Origin of the sequence: Salegentibacter agarivorans, from assembly GCF_900113135.1 — a bacterium.
GTDB classification, from domain to species: Bacteria; Bacteroidota; Bacteroidia; order Flavobacteriales; family Flavobacteriaceae; genus Salegentibacter; species Salegentibacter agarivorans.
Window position 1 is genome coordinate 40537 of the sequence record NZ_FOOH01000026.1, and the last position, 15464, is coordinate 56000.

14 protein-coding genes are annotated in these 15464 nt (G+C 36.5%); 9 read left to right on the forward strand and 5 right to left on the reverse strand.

Features of this window, described 5'->3' with window-relative positions; translation table 11 throughout:
• Nucleotides 1–86: 86 nt before the first annotated feature.
• The 4 genes from ychF to BM084_RS15885 all read left to right on the forward strand — a co-directional run bounded on the left by ychF (nt 87) and on the right by BM084_RS15885 (nt 4120).
• Entirely contained in the window at nt 87–1181 is a 1095-nt protein-coding gene (ychF, locus tag BM084_RS15870; protein ID WP_093306021.1) for a redox-regulated ATPase YchF, read from the forward strand.
• 162 nt (nt 1182–1343) lie between these two features.
• Nucleotides 1344–2015 (forward strand): hypothetical protein, encoded by a 672-nt coding sequence (locus BM084_RS15875; protein ID WP_093306023.1) that lies wholly within the window; start codon nt 1344–1346, stop codon nt 2013–2015.
• Nucleotides 2016–2109: 94 nt separating this feature from the next.
• Nucleotides 2110–2844: a class I SAM-dependent methyltransferase gene (locus BM084_RS15880; RefSeq protein ID WP_093306024.1), complete on the forward strand. Its 735-nt coding sequence runs from the start codon at nt 2110–2112 to the stop codon at nt 2842–2844.
• 82 nt (nt 2845–2926) lie between these two features.
• Nucleotides 2927–4120 carry a hypothetical protein gene (locus BM084_RS15885; RefSeq protein WP_093306026.1) on the forward strand — a complete coding sequence of 398 codons (1194 nt, stop codon included), beginning with the start codon at nt 2927–2929 and terminating at the stop codon, nt 4118–4120.
• A gap of 99 nt (nt 4121–4219) precedes the next feature.
• On the opposite strand, the gene BM084_RS15890 is transcribed toward BM084_RS15885, so the two are convergent.
• Entirely contained in the window at nt 4220–5158 is a 939-nt protein-coding gene (locus BM084_RS15890; protein WP_093306029.1) for a ring-cleaving dioxygenase, read from the reverse strand.
• A 173-nt stretch (nt 5159–5331) separates the two neighbouring features.
• Nucleotides 5332–5655 carry a phosphoribosylpyrophosphate synthetase gene (locus tag BM084_RS15895; protein WP_075327185.1) on the reverse strand — a complete coding sequence of 108 codons (324 nt, stop codon included), beginning with the start codon at nt 5653–5655 and terminating at the stop codon, nt 5332–5334.
• Between the two features lie 248 nt (nt 5656–5903).
• Here BM084_RS15895 and pyrR point away from each other — a divergent pair, with 248 nt between their 5' ends.
• The 5 genes from pyrR (at nt 5904) to BM084_RS15920 (ending at nt 9362) form a co-directional block, all read left to right on the forward strand.
• Nucleotides 5904–6443, forward strand: a complete 540-nt coding sequence (pyrR, locus tag BM084_RS15900) for a bifunctional pyr operon transcriptional regulator/uracil phosphoribosyltransferase PyrR (RefSeq protein WP_079734259.1) — start codon at nt 5904–5906, stop codon at nt 6441–6443.
• A gap of 8 nt (nt 6444–6451) precedes the next feature.
• Nucleotides 6452–7381 carry an aspartate carbamoyltransferase catalytic subunit gene (locus BM084_RS15905; RefSeq protein WP_093306031.1) on the forward strand — a complete coding sequence of 310 codons (930 nt, stop codon included), beginning with the start codon at nt 6452–6454 and terminating at the stop codon, nt 7379–7381.
• A gap of 42 nt (nt 7382–7423) precedes the next feature.
• Entirely contained in the window at nt 7424–7756 is a 333-nt protein-coding gene (locus tag BM084_RS15910) for a ribonuclease Z (RefSeq protein WP_093306033.1), read from the forward strand.
• 10 nt (nt 7757–7766) lie between these two features.
• Complete coding sequence (locus BM084_RS15915; protein ID WP_093306035.1) at nt 7767–8675, forward strand: ribonuclease Z; 909 nt, start codon at nt 7767–7769, stop codon at nt 8673–8675.
• Nucleotides 8676–8855: 180 nt separating this feature from the next.
• Nucleotides 8856–9362, forward strand: coding sequence for a CAP domain-containing protein (locus BM084_RS15920; protein WP_093306037.1), 507 nt, complete (start codon nt 8856–8858; stop codon nt 9360–9362).
• A gap of 82 nt (nt 9363–9444) precedes the next feature.
• Here the strand turns inward: BM084_RS15920 and BM084_RS15925 are convergent, their stop codons facing one another.
• From BM084_RS15925 to BM084_RS15935, 3 genes are all read right to left on the reverse strand, one after another.
• Entirely contained in the window at nt 9445–11307 is a 1863-nt protein-coding gene (locus tag BM084_RS15925; RefSeq protein WP_093306039.1) for an OmpA family protein, read from the reverse strand.
• A 17-nt stretch (nt 11308–11324) separates the two neighbouring features.
• Nucleotides 11325–12236: a PorP/SprF family type IX secretion system membrane protein gene (locus tag BM084_RS15930; protein ID WP_075327178.1), complete on the reverse strand. Its 912-nt coding sequence runs from the start codon at nt 12234–12236 to the stop codon at nt 11325–11327.
• A gap of 12 nt (nt 12237–12248) precedes the next feature.
• The coding region (locus BM084_RS15935; protein ID WP_143083674.1) for an HYR domain-containing protein at nt 12249–15464 on the reverse strand (3216 nt) is incomplete at its 5' end.

A 15464-nucleotide genomic window follows, 5' to 3' on the forward strand; every position in this document is an offset into this window, starting at 1 on the left:
TTGAGCTGAATTGCTTTGGTAGATAAAAAGAAATTAGTCGCTACACTAGAAAATATGTACATTTGCAGCCGCAAAAAATCATTACTATGAAAGCCGGAATTGTAGGATTACCAAACGTAGGAAAATCAACGCTATTTAATTGTCTCTCTAATGCAAAGGCACAGAGTGCGAATTTTCCTTTTTGTACCATAGAACCTAATGTTGGGGTAGTGAATGTTCCAGATCCCAGGATTCAACGATTGGAAAGTTTGGTTAAACCCGAAAAAGTACAGCCGGCCACAGTAGAAATTGTAGATATTGCCGGTTTGGTAAAAGGCGCTAGTAAAGGCGAAGGATTGGGGAACCAGTTTCTTGGAAATATTCGTGAAACCGATGCCATTCTACATGTTTTGCGTTGTTTTGAGAACGATAATATTGTGCACGTAGATGGTTCTATAGATCCTATTCGGGACAAGGAAACCATAGATATGGAGCTTCAGCTAAAAGACCTTGAAACAGCAGAGAAAAAGTTGGAGAAAGTAAAGCGTGCTGCCCGTACCGGGAATAAAGAGGCCCAAAAAGAAGAAGCTGCACTTACTAAGGTTAAAGAAGGTCTGGAAGCAGGGAAATCTGTTAGGGCTATAGATTTAACCGAAGAAGAAAGAAAAGATTTTATAAAACCGCTTCAATTTATTACCGATAAGCCGGTGATGTACGTTTGTAATGTAGATGAAGATGCGGCGGTAGATGGAAACGCCCACGTAGATCGTGTAAGAGAAGCTGTAAAAGAAGAAAATGCTGAAGTTTTGGTACTTGCCGTAGGAACTGAAGCTGATATTACCGAGCTTGATGATTTTGAAGAAAGACAAATGTTTCTTCAGGATATTGGTCTCGAAGAACCTGGTTCTGCCAAATTAATTCGTGGAGCTTACGAATTATTAAACCTCCAAACCTATTTTACCGCGGGAGTTAAAGAAGTACGCGCCTGGACTATTCCTGTAGGAGCTACTGCGCCACAGGCAGCCGGAGTAATTCATACCGATTTTGAAAAAGGATTTATTCGCGCTGAGGTAATTTCTTATGCCGATTTTGACAGTTTTGGAAGCGAAGCTAAGGTAAAAGAAGCCGGTAAAATGCGAGTAGAAGGTAAAGAGTATATTGTACAGGATGGCGATGTAATGCACTTTAGATTCAACGTGTAAATCGCAATTTTTTAAGATAATTTTGCCTTTTTTATACTTATTCACTCGAATTTAACTAAAATTAGAATTTTATCTAAATTTTTAGAAATAGTTTATCATTCGTGCTAGTTTCAGCTTTTATTTATTTCCTAATTTTAAGTAAAACAACCAAAATAGGAAACTATGAAACTGAGAAAGAATTTTGAATCTAAACTTAAAACACCGGCTTTTGTCAAAAAAACCGGGCTTATAGTTATGGCTTCCGGGCTTTTATTTGCCTGTAATGATGGTAATAAAAAAGCCGATGATGCAGAGATAGAAATCGAACAGACCCTGGAGATAGAGGAGGATACTATGTCTAATTATGCTTATCAAACTAATGCGGTAGCAGATTATCTTACCTATGTAGATGGAGATGATGAGTATGAAGAAATGCAGGAAGAAATTGATCCTGAAACAGCTTTGCAAAAATTTGCAGCTGCAGTTTCAGAAAGAAGTAGAGATTTTGGAATGCAGGCCGATGAAAAGCTTGAAGTTATTGGCGATAGTCTAAGCCAACCGGCAGATGATATGAACGCACAATTGCAAACTGCCATAGCTTCCCTCGAAAAACTCCAGGAAAATGCTTATGATGAACTTTCTGAAGAAGTAGATGACTTGAAAGCTGAACTTCAGAATATTGATATGCAAGCTGATAATGCGAAAGAAAAGTTGCGTAATTTCTTCCATAAGGCTGCAGATGTAATGGAAGATATGGACGCACCAACAGATGATGGTACAATGAGGGTGAATCCGGGCGCAGTAGATGAGTCAGATTACAGTCAGGAGCCAGATACCCTTGATGTAAATCAATAGAAAAATTTAGATTATAATATTTATAAGAACCGTCTAAAAAGACGGTTCTTTTTTTGTCTTTATTTTACTTATTTTTAATTGAAATTATATTTTAATGAAAGATAATTTTTCTACTCAATCTTCGTCTTATGCAAGGTACAGACCTGCTTATCCGCAGGAATTATATGAAATGTTGAAAGCAAAATTAACCGCAACTGAAACCGCCTGGGACTGCGGAACGGGAAATGGCCAGGTAGCGGGAGAATTAGCAAATCTCTTTCAAAAAGTAGAAGCTACAGATATTAGTAAGCAACAATTAGAAAATGCAGTAAAGAAGCCTAATATTCAATACTCTGTGCAACGGGCTGAAAAAACAAACTTTCCGGATAAAACTTTTGACTTTATTACTGTGGCGCAGGCCGTTCACTGGTTCAATTTTAAAACTTTTTACAACGAAGTAGAGCGGGTTTTAAAACCTAATGGAATTATTGCGATAATAGGTTATTCCTTATTTAAAAGTAATATGGAAACAGATAAGCTGATTCATAAATTTTATAAAGATATTATTGGCCCGTTTTGGGATGAAGAGAGGCGCTTTTTAGATGAAAAATATCAAACAATTCCTTTTCCTTTTCAGGAAATTGAAACACCTGCGTTTCAGCAGGAATATCAATGGAGTTTTGATCATTTAATAGGATACTTAGAAACCTGGAGCGCTGTAAAACACTATGAAAAAGAAAAGGGTGAAAATCCTGTAAATTTGATTAAAAATGAACTTAAAACCGCCTTTGGAAATGAAAATAAAATAGTTTTTCCTATTCTTCTAAGGCTGGGAAAATTGAATGATTAAAATTAAAAATTGAACTGGCATAGAATATGATTATCTTCCAATCGTTATAAATAAATAAATTAGCTGATTAAAATAATTGATAATGAATAAATTAGGTTTTATTTTCCTGTGTTTTACGGGTATGTTTTTTCAGAATTCATTGGCACAAAGCTTTGCCGATGACCAATCGGTAACCCAGCAGGTGCTCCAGGAGCTTAATAGAGAACGCAGTTTGTTAAGTCAGAATCTGGAATTTAGAATTAAAGAAATAGATTCAAAAATTAGCAACCTTGATGAAAGCATTCAAAACACGAATTCTTCTGCAGAAAAAGTAGAAAAACTTCTGGAACGTGTTAAATTCCTTGAAGAACGCCAGGAAGAAATAGATAAAAATACCATTAGCGTTTACAAATATAATTACAGTTCTGCCGTGCTAAATTTAGCATCTATGGAACGCGAAATTAAGCCGCTAAATCTTTTTAATGCTTCCCGTGAATTTTATGCAACTTTAGACCAGGTGAGTAACCCAATGCATTATGAAGGTTACCAGGAGTGGTTTGGCGAGTTTAGAAAGTTTATTGAAGATGAAAAGAAAAATGATGCCAGGCTTTCTGCTTTAAGCCATATTCTAAATGTAACTGGAGATCTTGCCCAGGGCACACCATTTACCGGAATGTTTGCCGGAACCGTTTTTGACGGAATTGGAAGCTTTATAAATTCTCTTGGTTGGGGCGATAAAAAACTGAAACAGCAAAGTACAGAAATGCTGAAACTAACCACAACTGTGGCGCAATTTACCCACGATAAGGATCTTATAGAAACCGAATGGGAATCTATTAATAAAAACCTGGATGAATTAAAAGAGCTACAGGAAAAGGCAATGCAGGAAAATTTAGTACAAATCCTGGGAATAGATCCAACCGAGTTTGATCGTAATTTCACAAATGAAACCGATGCAAAAAAACGTACGCAGTATATTTTAGATATTTCTAAAATTGCTGAAAATAAAATCGCTGAAGAAAAAGCTAAAAATCCTGAAAACTGGAAACAGGATTATCACGACCAGATGATCGCGGTACAGAATTTAAAGATCCGTTTTGGAACTATTACTTTTAGAATTCTCGAAAATTTAAAGAAATATGATTCGCTTATCAAGAAATACGAGAACGATGAATATTTAAAAACTAAAATCGCCGATCTAAAAACGAAACTTAACGTGGTGCGAAACAGTTTTGAGTCTACTTTTAATCCGCAGGAATATATTAAAGCATCTAACGAGATGTATGTGGTAGAGTAGGGGTTTTCTTCCTTATTGATAAAGACTATCTCAGAATCTTAGTTCCTGAAATAAATTCAGGATGACGTTAAAGATTCTGAGATAGTCTTTTATGTTTGTCTATTGTTTTAATTCAGGCAGGAGTTTTTCAATCCTATCTCTGGAACCTTCATATTGTTCAGGTAATTTTAGGTTGCTTCCAAGTTCTTCAAGGCTTTCATCTCTTGTAAAGCCGGGATTATCGGTAGCGATTTCAAATAAAACTCCGCCCGGTTCTCTAAAATAGAGCGAATAGAAATAATCCCTATCTATTTTTTCGGTGATTTGTAAACCTTTCTGAATAATTTTTTCCCTAAAGCGCATTTGGGTTTCTTCATCTTTTACCCGAAAAGCGATATGGTGATTAGTACCACCGGCGTTAATTCCACGGTCGGCTGTTGGGTCTTCGTGAATATCAATTATAGCAGCATTTTCTACTGCACTGGTTTTGTATCTATAAAATTCACCCGATTTTTCTTCGAGTTCGTAGTCAAAAATATCTGTTAGAATACTGGCAGTAGGACCAACATTAAATAGAGTAAGAGTTACACTATGAAAACCTTTTAAAGCCACATCGCTTTTAATTTCATCGGTTTCCCAGGCCTCACGGTTATCCTGGTGTTTAGTGACAATTAGTTTTAAATTAAGTCCGTCGGGATCTCTAAAAGGTAAATATTGTTCTCCAAACTGCTCCCTGATTTTTCCAAACTCCACTCCGTGTTTTTCAAAGTGCTCCTGCCAGAAATCGAGGCTGCCTTCGGGAACCGAATAACCTATTTCGGTAGCCATTCCCACGCCGTTTTTCCCCTGCTTAACTCGTGGCCACGGAAAAAAAGTTAGAATGCTTCCAGGGGAGCCAACTTTATCGCCAAAGTAAAAATGATAGGTTTTAGGATCATCAAAATTCACCGTTTTCTTAACCATTCGTAATCCTAGAACTTTGGTGTAAAAATCGTAATTGCGTTGCGCATCTCCGGCAATTGCAGTAATATGGTGTAAACCAAGTATTTTATCTTCCATAATTTTTTGTTTCAATTAAGTAAAAACCAGCCTCATCCTAGGTTAAATTATTGGTAAAAAATAACCTATAACTGAAATTCAGGAATTTCAGCTGAAACAGGAGCTAAAAATTTAAGTTCAATAGCTCTATAAAATTAAAGAATTTATTGGGATTAAAATCCAGTTAGGAAGATCTAAAGGTGTTTATGCAGACGCTTTACAATATCGTAAGTATTAGAATCAGAATAAGTTCCAAAAGCATTTACCAAAACGCCTTTTATTTTATGATTGTGAGAAGAAATGGCGTAAACAATCATTTCATCGCCTGGATCTGTGATCCCTTCAAAACGGTAGATTTCATCAATTTCAAAATCTTCAGGAGAAAGTTCAAGGGAGCGCTGTGGAGCAACAATTTTATCCTTTTCCGGCTCTAATTTAAAGTCGGTGGTATAACCTCGAGCAGCAAGACCATTCATTGCCTGGCTTACAGTATCGTAATCGTGTCTTTCTACCAACATAATTTCATCTATTTAATACTATAAAATTACTTAATTTTAATCTATAAAACTATTGAAAATCAGAGTTTTATTTAATATATAAAAACTTCAGTGTATGTTTAAATACTAATTTTAACCTTCAATTGAATAAAAGAATATCTAGTTTAAGTCCTTTAGTAAAAAGATTTAAAACTGAAGTCTATTCAACTTCAGAAAAAAATAAAAAAGCTTACTTTTGTGACAGAACTTCTATTTTTTGCAACTAAACTATGGGCCAAAGAACATTACTGAATGCTGTTGAAATAAATATTATTTTACACCGTCTTGCCTGCCAGTTAGTTGAAAATCACACCGATTTTAAAAATACCGTAATTATAGGAATCCAACCGCGAGGTGTTTTTCTTGCTGAAAGAATTATAAAAATTCTGGAAGAGGAATACCAGATTGAAGATTTAAAATACGGTCACCTGGATATCACTTTTTATCGAGACGATTTTAGAAGAAGTGACAAACCGCTTGAAGCGAATAAAACTAAAATTGATTTTATTGTTGAAGATAAAAAAGTGGTTTTTATAGATGATGTTCTTTACACCGGCCGCAGCATTAGGGCTGCACTAACTGCCGTACAATCTTTTGGCAGGCCTGCAGAAATTGAATTATTAAGTTTTATAGATAGGCGTTTTAGCCGTCATTTACCCATTCAGCCAGATTATAACGGGCGACAGGTAGATGCTATAAATGAAGAAAAAGTAATAGTGAACTGGAAAGAAAACGATGGTGAAGACGTGGTTTATCTGGTTTCTAAATAATTAAAAATATGAGCGAATTAAGTGTAAACCACTTACTGGGAATTAAATATCTAACCAAAGAAGATATTGAGCTTATTTTTAAAACCGCCAATCATTTTAAAGAAGTGATTAACCGGCCCATTAAAAAAGTCCCTTCGCTTAGAGATATTACCATTGCCAACCTGTTTTTTGAAAATTCTACCAGAACCCGACTTTCTTTTGAACTTGCAGAGAAACGCTTAAGTGCCGATGTTGTAAATTTTTCTGCAGCATCTTCTTCAGTAAAAAAGGGAGAAACCCTTATAGATACCGTAAACAATATTTTATCTATGAAAGTAGATATGGTAGTGATGCGGCACCCCAATCCCGGGGCAGGAATTTTTCTTTCCCGCCACGTAAAAGCCAGTATTATTAATGCCGGAGACGGTGCACACGAGCATCCTACCCAGGCGCTTTTAGACAGCTACTCTATTAAAGAGCGTCTTGGTGAAGTTAAAGGTAAAAAAGTGGTGATTGTGGGTGATATTCTGCATAGTAGGGTAGCGCTTTCAAATATTTTTGCACTTAAACTTCAGGGAGCCGAAGTTAAGGTTTGTGGGCCTAAAACTTTATTGCCAAAACATATTGAATCTTTGGGTGTGGGCGTAGAGACCGATCTTAGAAAGGCCCTGGAATGGTGTGATGTGGCAAATATGCTTAGAGTTCAGAATGAGCGAATGGATATTAGTTATTTTCCCAGTACCAGGGAATACGCACAGCAATTTCAATTAAATAAGAAAATGCTGGAAAGCCTGGATAAAGAAATAGTAATAATGCACCCGGGACCCATTAATCGCGGCGTGGAAATTACCAGCGATGTTGCCGATGCAGAAAATGCGATTATTTTAGACCAGGTACAAAATGGAGTAGCCGTTAGAATGGCAGTGATTTATTTATTAGCTTCAAAGATAAACCACTAAAAGGCTTTAATTCCTTAACTTTAAATTTCAAAGAACCACGCTATGAAGATTTCAGAAAAAGAGAATTATATTTTAATAGAACCTTTAGAAGCTCCGGTTGTAGATTTTGTTTCGTTACTTACACAAAGACACACCGAGTTTGAAAATAATAATGTGGCTGTAAATTTGCTTGCTTATCACCAAATTCAAAAAGAAGAAGTGATGGGATTTTTAGAAATTGCCACTACGCATCAAATGAATAATAAATCTTTTGTTTTAATAAGTAATGCAGTTACTATAGATGAACTGCCTGAAGAAATTGTGGTAGTGCCCTCTTTACGGGAAGCTGAAGATCTTATTCAAATGGACGAAATTCAAAGGGATTTAGGGGTTTAATTTTTACTGCATGAAGCTCAATATTCTTGGCTGTTACGCTGCTACTCCCCGTAGTTTCACTAATCCCACTTCCCAGGTGTTGGAAATTAAAAACGAATTGTTTTTAATTGATTGTGGCGAAGGGACGCAGGTACAACTAAGGCGCAATAAAATTAAATTTTCCAGGATAAAACACGTCTTTATTTCCCATCTTCACGGGGATCATTGTTACGGGCTTGTTGGGCTTATTTCTACCTTTAGATTATTGAACCGGGAAACTGAATTACACGTTTACGGGCCTAAAGGAATAAAGGAAATTATAACAATACAGCTTAAACTTTCTAATTCCTGGACTAATTACCCGCTTTATTTCCATGAATTGAGTAGCAAGGAACCCCAGCTTATTTTTGAAAATGAAAAGCTAAGCGTAGAAACTATTCCTTTAATTCATAGAATTTATACTAATGGTTTTCTATTTAAAGAAAAACCCGGGGACCGGAAATTGCTTATCAATAAAGCGGTTGAATATAATATTGATGTTTCTCTCTATAAAAGCTTAAAGAAAGGAAAAGATGTAACTTCTGAATCTGGTGAATTGGTTCGTAATCATTTGGTAACCGCCCCACCTGAACCTACAAAAAGTTACGCCTATTGTAGTGATACCGCCTTTAATCAGAAAATGATTCCGCAGATAAGCGGTGCGACGGTTTTATATCACGAATCTACTTTTCTTGAAGATAAAGCAGAACTGGCTTTTCCCACCAAGCATAGCACGGCCAAAGAAGCTGCACAAATTGCTAAAGAAGCAGGGGTGCAAAAACTAATTCTTGGCCATTATTCTACCCGATATTCTAATATCAATTTATTTAGAGAAGAAGCTGCAGGTATTTTTCCTGAAGTTGAACTTGCCGATGATGGGAAGGTTTTTGTCTTTGAATAACACTTTTCCTTACATTTTCCTACATTTTAAATTTTCTGAATTCCTAATAAGTTCATTTTTAGTAGGATAAAACTTGCTATTTATGTTAAAATTCAGATAAAATCGATGAACTGCATTTTAACATATGTTTTTAGTCGATAAAAAGTGTACTTTTAACTTCCCAGTCTAACTTACTGAACTATGAGAAAAAGTACCTTTAGGTTTGCAATACTTCTTTTGCTCTCTATATCAACGATTTCCTGCGCAAAGGAAAGCATCGAAGATGAAGTGAATTCCTACAATCATACCGCAGAAGAAATTGTTAATTTTAATTATTCTGAAATAGAAAGTAGTATTCTTGAATTAGTTAATGCACACCGTAAAAGCCTGGAACTAGAACCTCTTAAACCAATTGCTGAAGTTTCTTTAGAAGCCGAATCTCATAATTATTATATGCTTGAAGTTGGAAAGGTAAGTCACGATAATTTTGGTGCACGTTACGAAAATCTGGTGGAGGCTGTTGGAGCAAAATCTGTAAGTGAAAATGTTGGATTTGGCTACCGTACTGCAGAAGCAGTGGTAAATGCCTGGTTAAATAGTGATGGCCACAAGAAGAATATTGAAGGAAACCATTCTCACTTTGGAGTATCTGTGGTAGATGATGCAGAAGGCCGCAATTATTTCACCAATATCTTTATAAGAAAGTAATATTTGTTTTTCATAGATTGATTAAGGAAAAAAGGTTCAGCGTTTTGCTGAACCTTTTTTAATTTTATTTACTTCAAAAAAATTAATCCATCTTAACCACGCTAAACATAGAGCGGCGATTAAGCTGGTGCTGCTTACTGGAACAGCGGTCACAGTCTATGGCGGGTTTACGTTCTCCAAAAGCCTGTTTTTGAAGTCTCTCTCCACTTACACCTTCAGCAATTAAATAATCACGAGTGGCTTTGGCCCGTCTTTCGGCTAGAGCATCGTTATAAATATCACTTCCACGTTTATCGGTATGGGAACCAATTTCTATCACCAAATCTGGATATTCTTCTTTCATTAATTTTACCAGTTTATCCAGTTCTTTTGCGGCATCTGCTCTAATATTACTTTTATCAAAATCGAAATAAATATTATTTATTTCCGCAAGATATTCCACATCGGCAATCGGTTGGAGTGCGATATTATAGATTAATTCTTCCGAATCTTCCATATTGCGCGTATCCAGAGTGTCAATAAAATTTTGATATTCAATTTGCTTTGCTTCCAAGGGAAGATCTATATTTCTATTTACCGTGGTTTGGTAATCTCCATCTTCATTAGATTCCAAAAAAGCAACTTCTTCATTATTTTTATTAAAAAGTCTTATGGTAGCCCGGGGAATAGGGTTTCCATTTACAGCATCGGTAACTTTTCCTTTTAATACCAAGGGAAGCAATTGATTAAAGCTATAAATATTATCTGAACCCTCCCGATTAGAAGCTATAAACCCCGCATTCACGCCGTTTTCTTCAAAATAACTAAAATCATCTAAATTACTGTTGATGGTTTCTCCGAGGTTTTGAACTTCAAGATTTTCAGCCTCTAAATCTGTCTTAAAAATATCGGCTAAACCGTAACTGCCGTGACCGGTAGAAGAGAAGTAGAGTACATTTTCTTCATCTATAAAGGGAAAAGTTTCATCTTCAGGTGTATTAATTTCACTTCCTAAATTTTCCGGGACTCCAAAAGTATTATTTCTCTTTTTGGAAACCTTATAAAGATCGGTGCCGCCCTGGCCACCTGGCATATTAGAAGCAAAATAAAGTGTTTTTCCGTCTTGGGAAACCGTTGGGTGTCCCACAGAATAATTATCACTATTAAACGGTAATTCCTGAATATTTACCCAGCTATTTCCCGATTTTTGAGCGGAATAGATCTTTAAATGGTTAGTAGCTTCTTTATCTCTTTTTCCTTCCTTATTATTGAAATAATTATTTCGGGTAAAATATAAAGTTTCCCCATTTGGGCTAAAACTTATTGGGCCGTCGTGCAATTTGGTATTAATTTCTCCTGAAATAGGAGAGACCTCACTATTAGAATTTAATTTATAAATATCTAAGAAAGGCTCCTCGTTCCAGGAATATTCTTTTTCTGAATTCTTTGAATTTCGAGCTGAAATAAGATATGTTTCATCCTTATATTTTACAGCGCCAAAATCACTAAATTCTGAATTAAAATCACTTTTCTGAAGTTTATAGGTGGTTTGTATTGCAGAGTTTGTCCTGTTCAGTATTTTATTCGCTTCAGCTGAAGCTTCGCCGCGACTTTCAAGATATTTCTGCAGCCATTCCCGGGACTCTTTATATCTTTTCGCTCCGCGCAAGGCCTGGGCGTATTCGTAATAATATTCCGCAGAAATATTTGTAGAATCTTCTAAAACATCTTCATAATAAAAAACAGCGTTTTCGGGACTTCTTAATTTCATATAAGTGTCGGCGAGTTTTAACCTGTTTTCCTTGAGATTATATTCGTTTGCTATAAGTTCTTTGTAAACATCCACGGCTTCTGTATAAGCAAAATTGCTATATAGCTTATCGGCTTTTTTTTGTTTACCATATTGTGCCTGCAGGTTTATGCTAAACACTAAGAATAATAGAATTAAATAGTATTGTTTTTTCATAATCGGCGGCATTTATATTAAAAGAATCGAGGAGATTTGTACCTGGTTTTTTGAAATCTGAATTCGTAAATAAGTAAGATCTCGTGTGAACCCGAGGTGTATGGTCTTATGTCTGAAATTGAATATTCGTAAGCATAACCTGCTCTAAAACCATCAAAAAGTTCTACATCCAGGAAAGCTCCCAAAGCATCATCTATTCGCCAATTGGCGCCCAGGTAAAATTTCTCATTAAAAATCATTGTTCCCGAAAAATCTACAGAAAGCGGTGCACCGCTGGTCATTTTTAATAAAGATGTGGGTCTAAATTTTAGATTTTCGTTCAGGTCAAAAACATAACCACCGGTTAAATAATAATGAATCTGCTCCATAGCCAGGAATTCATTATACTCGTGATTGTTATTATTAATCAATTTTGGTGCAGAAGCTCCTATATACCAGTTTTGAGCTGAGAGATAGAATCCTATCCCAAAATTTGGTGTCCATTTATTAAACTGGTCTTCAAAGAAGGGATCGTTTAAAACCTGCTGGTCATTAAATAGTTCTTCATCTAAATTATAGTAGCTCATCCCGGCTTTTAAACCCATTGCCAAAGAGATATTATTGTTAAAATCTAAACGATAAGCGAAATCACCATAAGCATAAGTATAATTCTCGTATCCAGTTTTATCATTAATTACCGAGAGTCCAAGACCAACTTTATCGTTTGTAAGTGGAGAATGCACCGATAGCGTTTGTGTATTTGGCGCCCCGCTTACTCCAGCCCATTGATTTCGGTTTAAAGCAGTTATTGAAAAGCCATCCCGGCTCCCGGCATAGGCTGGGTTTATAGAAATGGTATTGTACATATATTGGGTGAATTGCGGTAATTGCTGGGCTAAAGCCGAAACCGAAAACATAAGACAAAATATGAGTAGATATATATTTTTCATGTTCTTTCTTTTTTATTTTGTTCCTAAATAGATGTAACCTTGAATAGGGGCAAATCCGCTATTTCTAATTTCCAGGATATAGAAGTATGTTCCTGAAGGCAACTGATTTGAACTGGTTATGGAATTTGTTGAATATCCATCCCAATTGTTTTGATAGTTAACAGCTTCGTAAACTTTACTTCCCCAACGGTTAAAGATTTTTACATCGTAAGTGAAGCCGCATTCGCTGGCAAAATCTATACTGAAATAATCATTATGGTTATCGTTATTAGGTGTTACCGCTTTAGAAATACTGGATTGAATATCTTCCAGGCTACAAGGTAGAACCACACAATCATCATTGATAGATACTGTAACTTCTGTAGTAGAATTACAAGTACCATTGTTTAACTGATAATTAAAAGTATAGGTACCAACCTGAAGCAAAGCAGGATCAATAGTGCCCTGATTTAGGGCCCCGGTATTTTCTGGATCTACCCAGGTTCCGGAAGTGTCGTAGTCTCCCTGCAGTAGTTCAAATAAATCGAAAGTGATATCTTCAGTACAAAGGCTTATCGTGCTGGTTTGAATTTCGCTTGCTACAGGATCTTCTAAAGTTACCACCGTAGCTTCTGAAATTTGATCAAATTCATCCTTTGCCGTTACTGAATAAGTTCCCGGCTCAAGCGCTGTAAATTCATCTACTGCATAATAATTTTCTTCGTCAATGCTATAGGTAAGTCCGTTTTCAATATTAATCAGGATTACCCCAGTTGGGGTAACACAGTCTGGCTGAATTACTTCAACTTGTGGAGCATCTGGTGCTGGAGGAGTTTCTTGTAAATCTTCTTCTACAATAACTGTGAAGGAACAGTTAGCCGAATTTCCTGCAGCATCGGTAACTTTATAAGTAACCGTTGTTAGGCCTACAGGAAATTCTTCCCCCGGAGCAAAACCTTCTATTAGTTCAATATTGGTTCCTGAACAATTATCTGAAGCGATAATGGCTTCATAATTTACCACTACGCTGCCAGTTCCGAATTCAACGTTTAAGGTAATATCTTCCGGACAGGAGATTGTGGGAGATTCATTATCTATCACGGTCACTGTAAAGCTGGAATTAGCTGAATTTCCATTAATATCGGTAGCGGTATAGGTGACTGTAGTTTGGCCTATAGGAAATTCAGACCCTGGAGCCAATCCTTTAGTAAGTGCTATACTTTCTATGCCACAATCATCGCTTGCCGACGGAATATCGTATTCCACAATCGCACCACATAAATCGGGATCGGTATTTACCGTGATATCATTTTTTTCTTCAATAACCGGGGCTTCATCATCAATTACCGTTACATTAAAGCTACAGCTGGTTGTATTTCCTGCTGAATCAGAAGCAGTAAAAGTTATAGTTGTAGTGCCCACCGGAAATACCTCTCCTGAAGACAGGCCAGCGGTTTGTTCTACAGTAACATCCCCGGAATTATCAAAACCTTCAGGAGTTTCAAATTCCACTACCGCCGCACATGAACCCGCATCAATATCTTTTGAAATATCTAACGGACATTCTAAAGAAGGATCTTCTGTATCTTCAATAGTTATATCAAAGCTACATTTACTGGTATTTCCTGAACTATCTGTTGCCGTAAAAGTTACTGTGGTTGTTCCAATAGGAAATTGAGAACCAGAAATAGGTCCGCCGGTTTGTTCTACAATCACTTCACAATTATCGATTGCTAAAGGATTGTCAAAATTCACTGTAGCAAAATCAACATTTGTTTCTGTACTAAATATCATGTTATCAGGACATTCAATTGAAGGTGCCTGATCATCGATTACTGTTACGATCTGAATTACCGGCTCAGCTTCATTTCCATTTTCATCGGTTGCTGTCCAGGTAATAGTTGTTGTTCCCACCGGATATTCAGCCTCAAGATCCTGATTATCATCCCGGGTTCCGATTACATTTCTTACTGAACAGTTATCAGTAGCTTCCGGAGCATTGATGGTTATCATCGCGCCACAAGTATCTGGATCGGTAGTGGTATTTATAGTTTCCACTTCAGCAATTATCGGAGCCTGGTTATCTTCAACATTTACAATTTGTATAACTGGCACAGCTTCGTTTCCATTTACGTCAGTTGCTGTCCAGGTAATCGTAGTTGTTCCCATCGGATATTCAGCATCAAGAGCCTGATTATCATCCCGGGTTCCATTTACATTTCCTACGGAACAGTTATCAGTAGCTTGCGGAGCATTGATGCTTATCATTGCGCCACAAGTATCTGCATCGGTAGTGGTATTTATAGTTTCCACTTCAGCAATTATCGGAGCCTGGTTATCAATTACAATAATGGTTTGAGTACAGGTAGTTATATTTCCAGACTTATCGCTTACCGTCCAGGTTACGATTGTTTCTCCAGGTTCAAATACTTCCGGAGCATCGTTGGTTATACTTAATTCTGAATCACAATTATCTTCGGCAACAAGATCTCCAAGTTCAAGATTAGAAGCAGAACACATTCCCTCGTCTGCATTTACACTTGTTAAATCAGTAGGACATGAGATGATTACCGGTGCCTCTTCGTCTAGATCTGCTTCAACAATTATTTCTACAGTAGATTCGCAATCATTATTTTGAGCTACCAGGTAATAGGTTCCGGATGTCAAATTTGAAATGATCCCATTTTCGTAAGAATATTCATTTTCTTCGCTATCCTTTAAAATATAAGATAAACTTTCAGTAAGCTCAAACTCTATGATACCATTACTTTCGCCACAAGTTGTATTTGTAACCGAAGTAATAACTGGAGATTCCGGACTTCCTGCGTTTTCTTCAATAATAATTGCTTCGGAAATTGCTTCGCAGTCTCCATTGCTAGACTGAACGAAATAAGTTCCTGCGACTAGATTGCTAAATTCTCCATTTTCGATGGTATTGTTTACAGCGTTTTGATTCTCATCAAGCAGGCTATATGTGATTCCCTGAACAGTAGTTACCGAAATCGCACCTGTAATATCTTCACAAGTTGGTTGTTGAGAAACAATTGCTTCTGGTTGCGCTGGAATTCCTTCGTTTTCTTCGATTACTAATACTTCAGAAATCGTTTCACAACCTCCATTTTTAGCTTTTACAAAATAGGTTCCAGCCGCTAGACCACTGAATTCAGCGTTTTCTATTGAGTTGCTTAATTCGTTTTCATTTTCATCAAGTAGGGTATAATTAATTCCGTCATCAGTAGTTACTGAAAT

Excerpts from the sequence above, each read along its gene's own strand:
- ychF (WP_093306021.1), top strand. The coding sequence starts at position 87 with ATGAAAGCCGGAATTGTAGGATTACCAAACGTAGGAAAATCAACGCTA.
- BM084_RS15875 (WP_093306023.1), top strand. The coding sequence starts at position 1,344 with ATGAAACTGAGAAAGAATTTTGAATCTAAACTTAAAACACCGGCTTTT.
- BM084_RS15880 (WP_093306024.1), top strand. The coding sequence starts at position 2,110 with ATGAAAGATAATTTTTCTACTCAATCTTCGTCTTATGCAAGGTACAGA.
- BM084_RS15885 (WP_093306026.1), top strand. The coding sequence starts at position 2,927 with ATGAATAAATTAGGTTTTATTTTCCTGTGTTTTACGGGTATGTTTTTT.
- BM084_RS15890 (WP_093306029.1), bottom strand. The coding sequence starts at position 5,158 with ATGGAAGATAAAATACTTGGTTTACACCATATTACTGCAATTGCCGGA.
- BM084_RS15895 (WP_075327185.1), bottom strand. The coding sequence starts at position 5,655 with ATGTTGGTAGAAAGACACGATTACGATACTGTAAGCCAGGCAATGAAT.
- pyrR (WP_079734259.1), top strand. The coding sequence starts at position 5,904 with ATGGGCCAAAGAACATTACTGAATGCTGTTGAAATAAATATTATTTTA.
- BM084_RS15905 (WP_093306031.1), top strand. The coding sequence starts at position 6,452 with ATGAGCGAATTAAGTGTAAACCACTTACTGGGAATTAAATATCTAACC.
- BM084_RS15910 (WP_093306033.1), top strand. The coding sequence starts at position 7,424 with ATGAAGATTTCAGAAAAAGAGAATTATATTTTAATAGAACCTTTAGAA.
- BM084_RS15915 (WP_093306035.1), top strand. The coding sequence starts at position 7,767 with ATGAAGCTCAATATTCTTGGCTGTTACGCTGCTACTCCCCGTAGTTTC.
- BM084_RS15920 (WP_093306037.1), top strand. The coding sequence starts at position 8,856 with ATGAGAAAAAGTACCTTTAGGTTTGCAATACTTCTTTTGCTCTCTATA.
- BM084_RS15925 (WP_093306039.1), bottom strand. The coding sequence starts at position 11,307 with ATGAAAAAACAATACTATTTAATTCTATTATTCTTAGTGTTTAGCATA.
- BM084_RS15930 (WP_075327178.1), bottom strand. The coding sequence starts at position 12,236 with ATGAAAAATATATATCTACTCATATTTTGTCTTATGTTTTCGGTTTCG.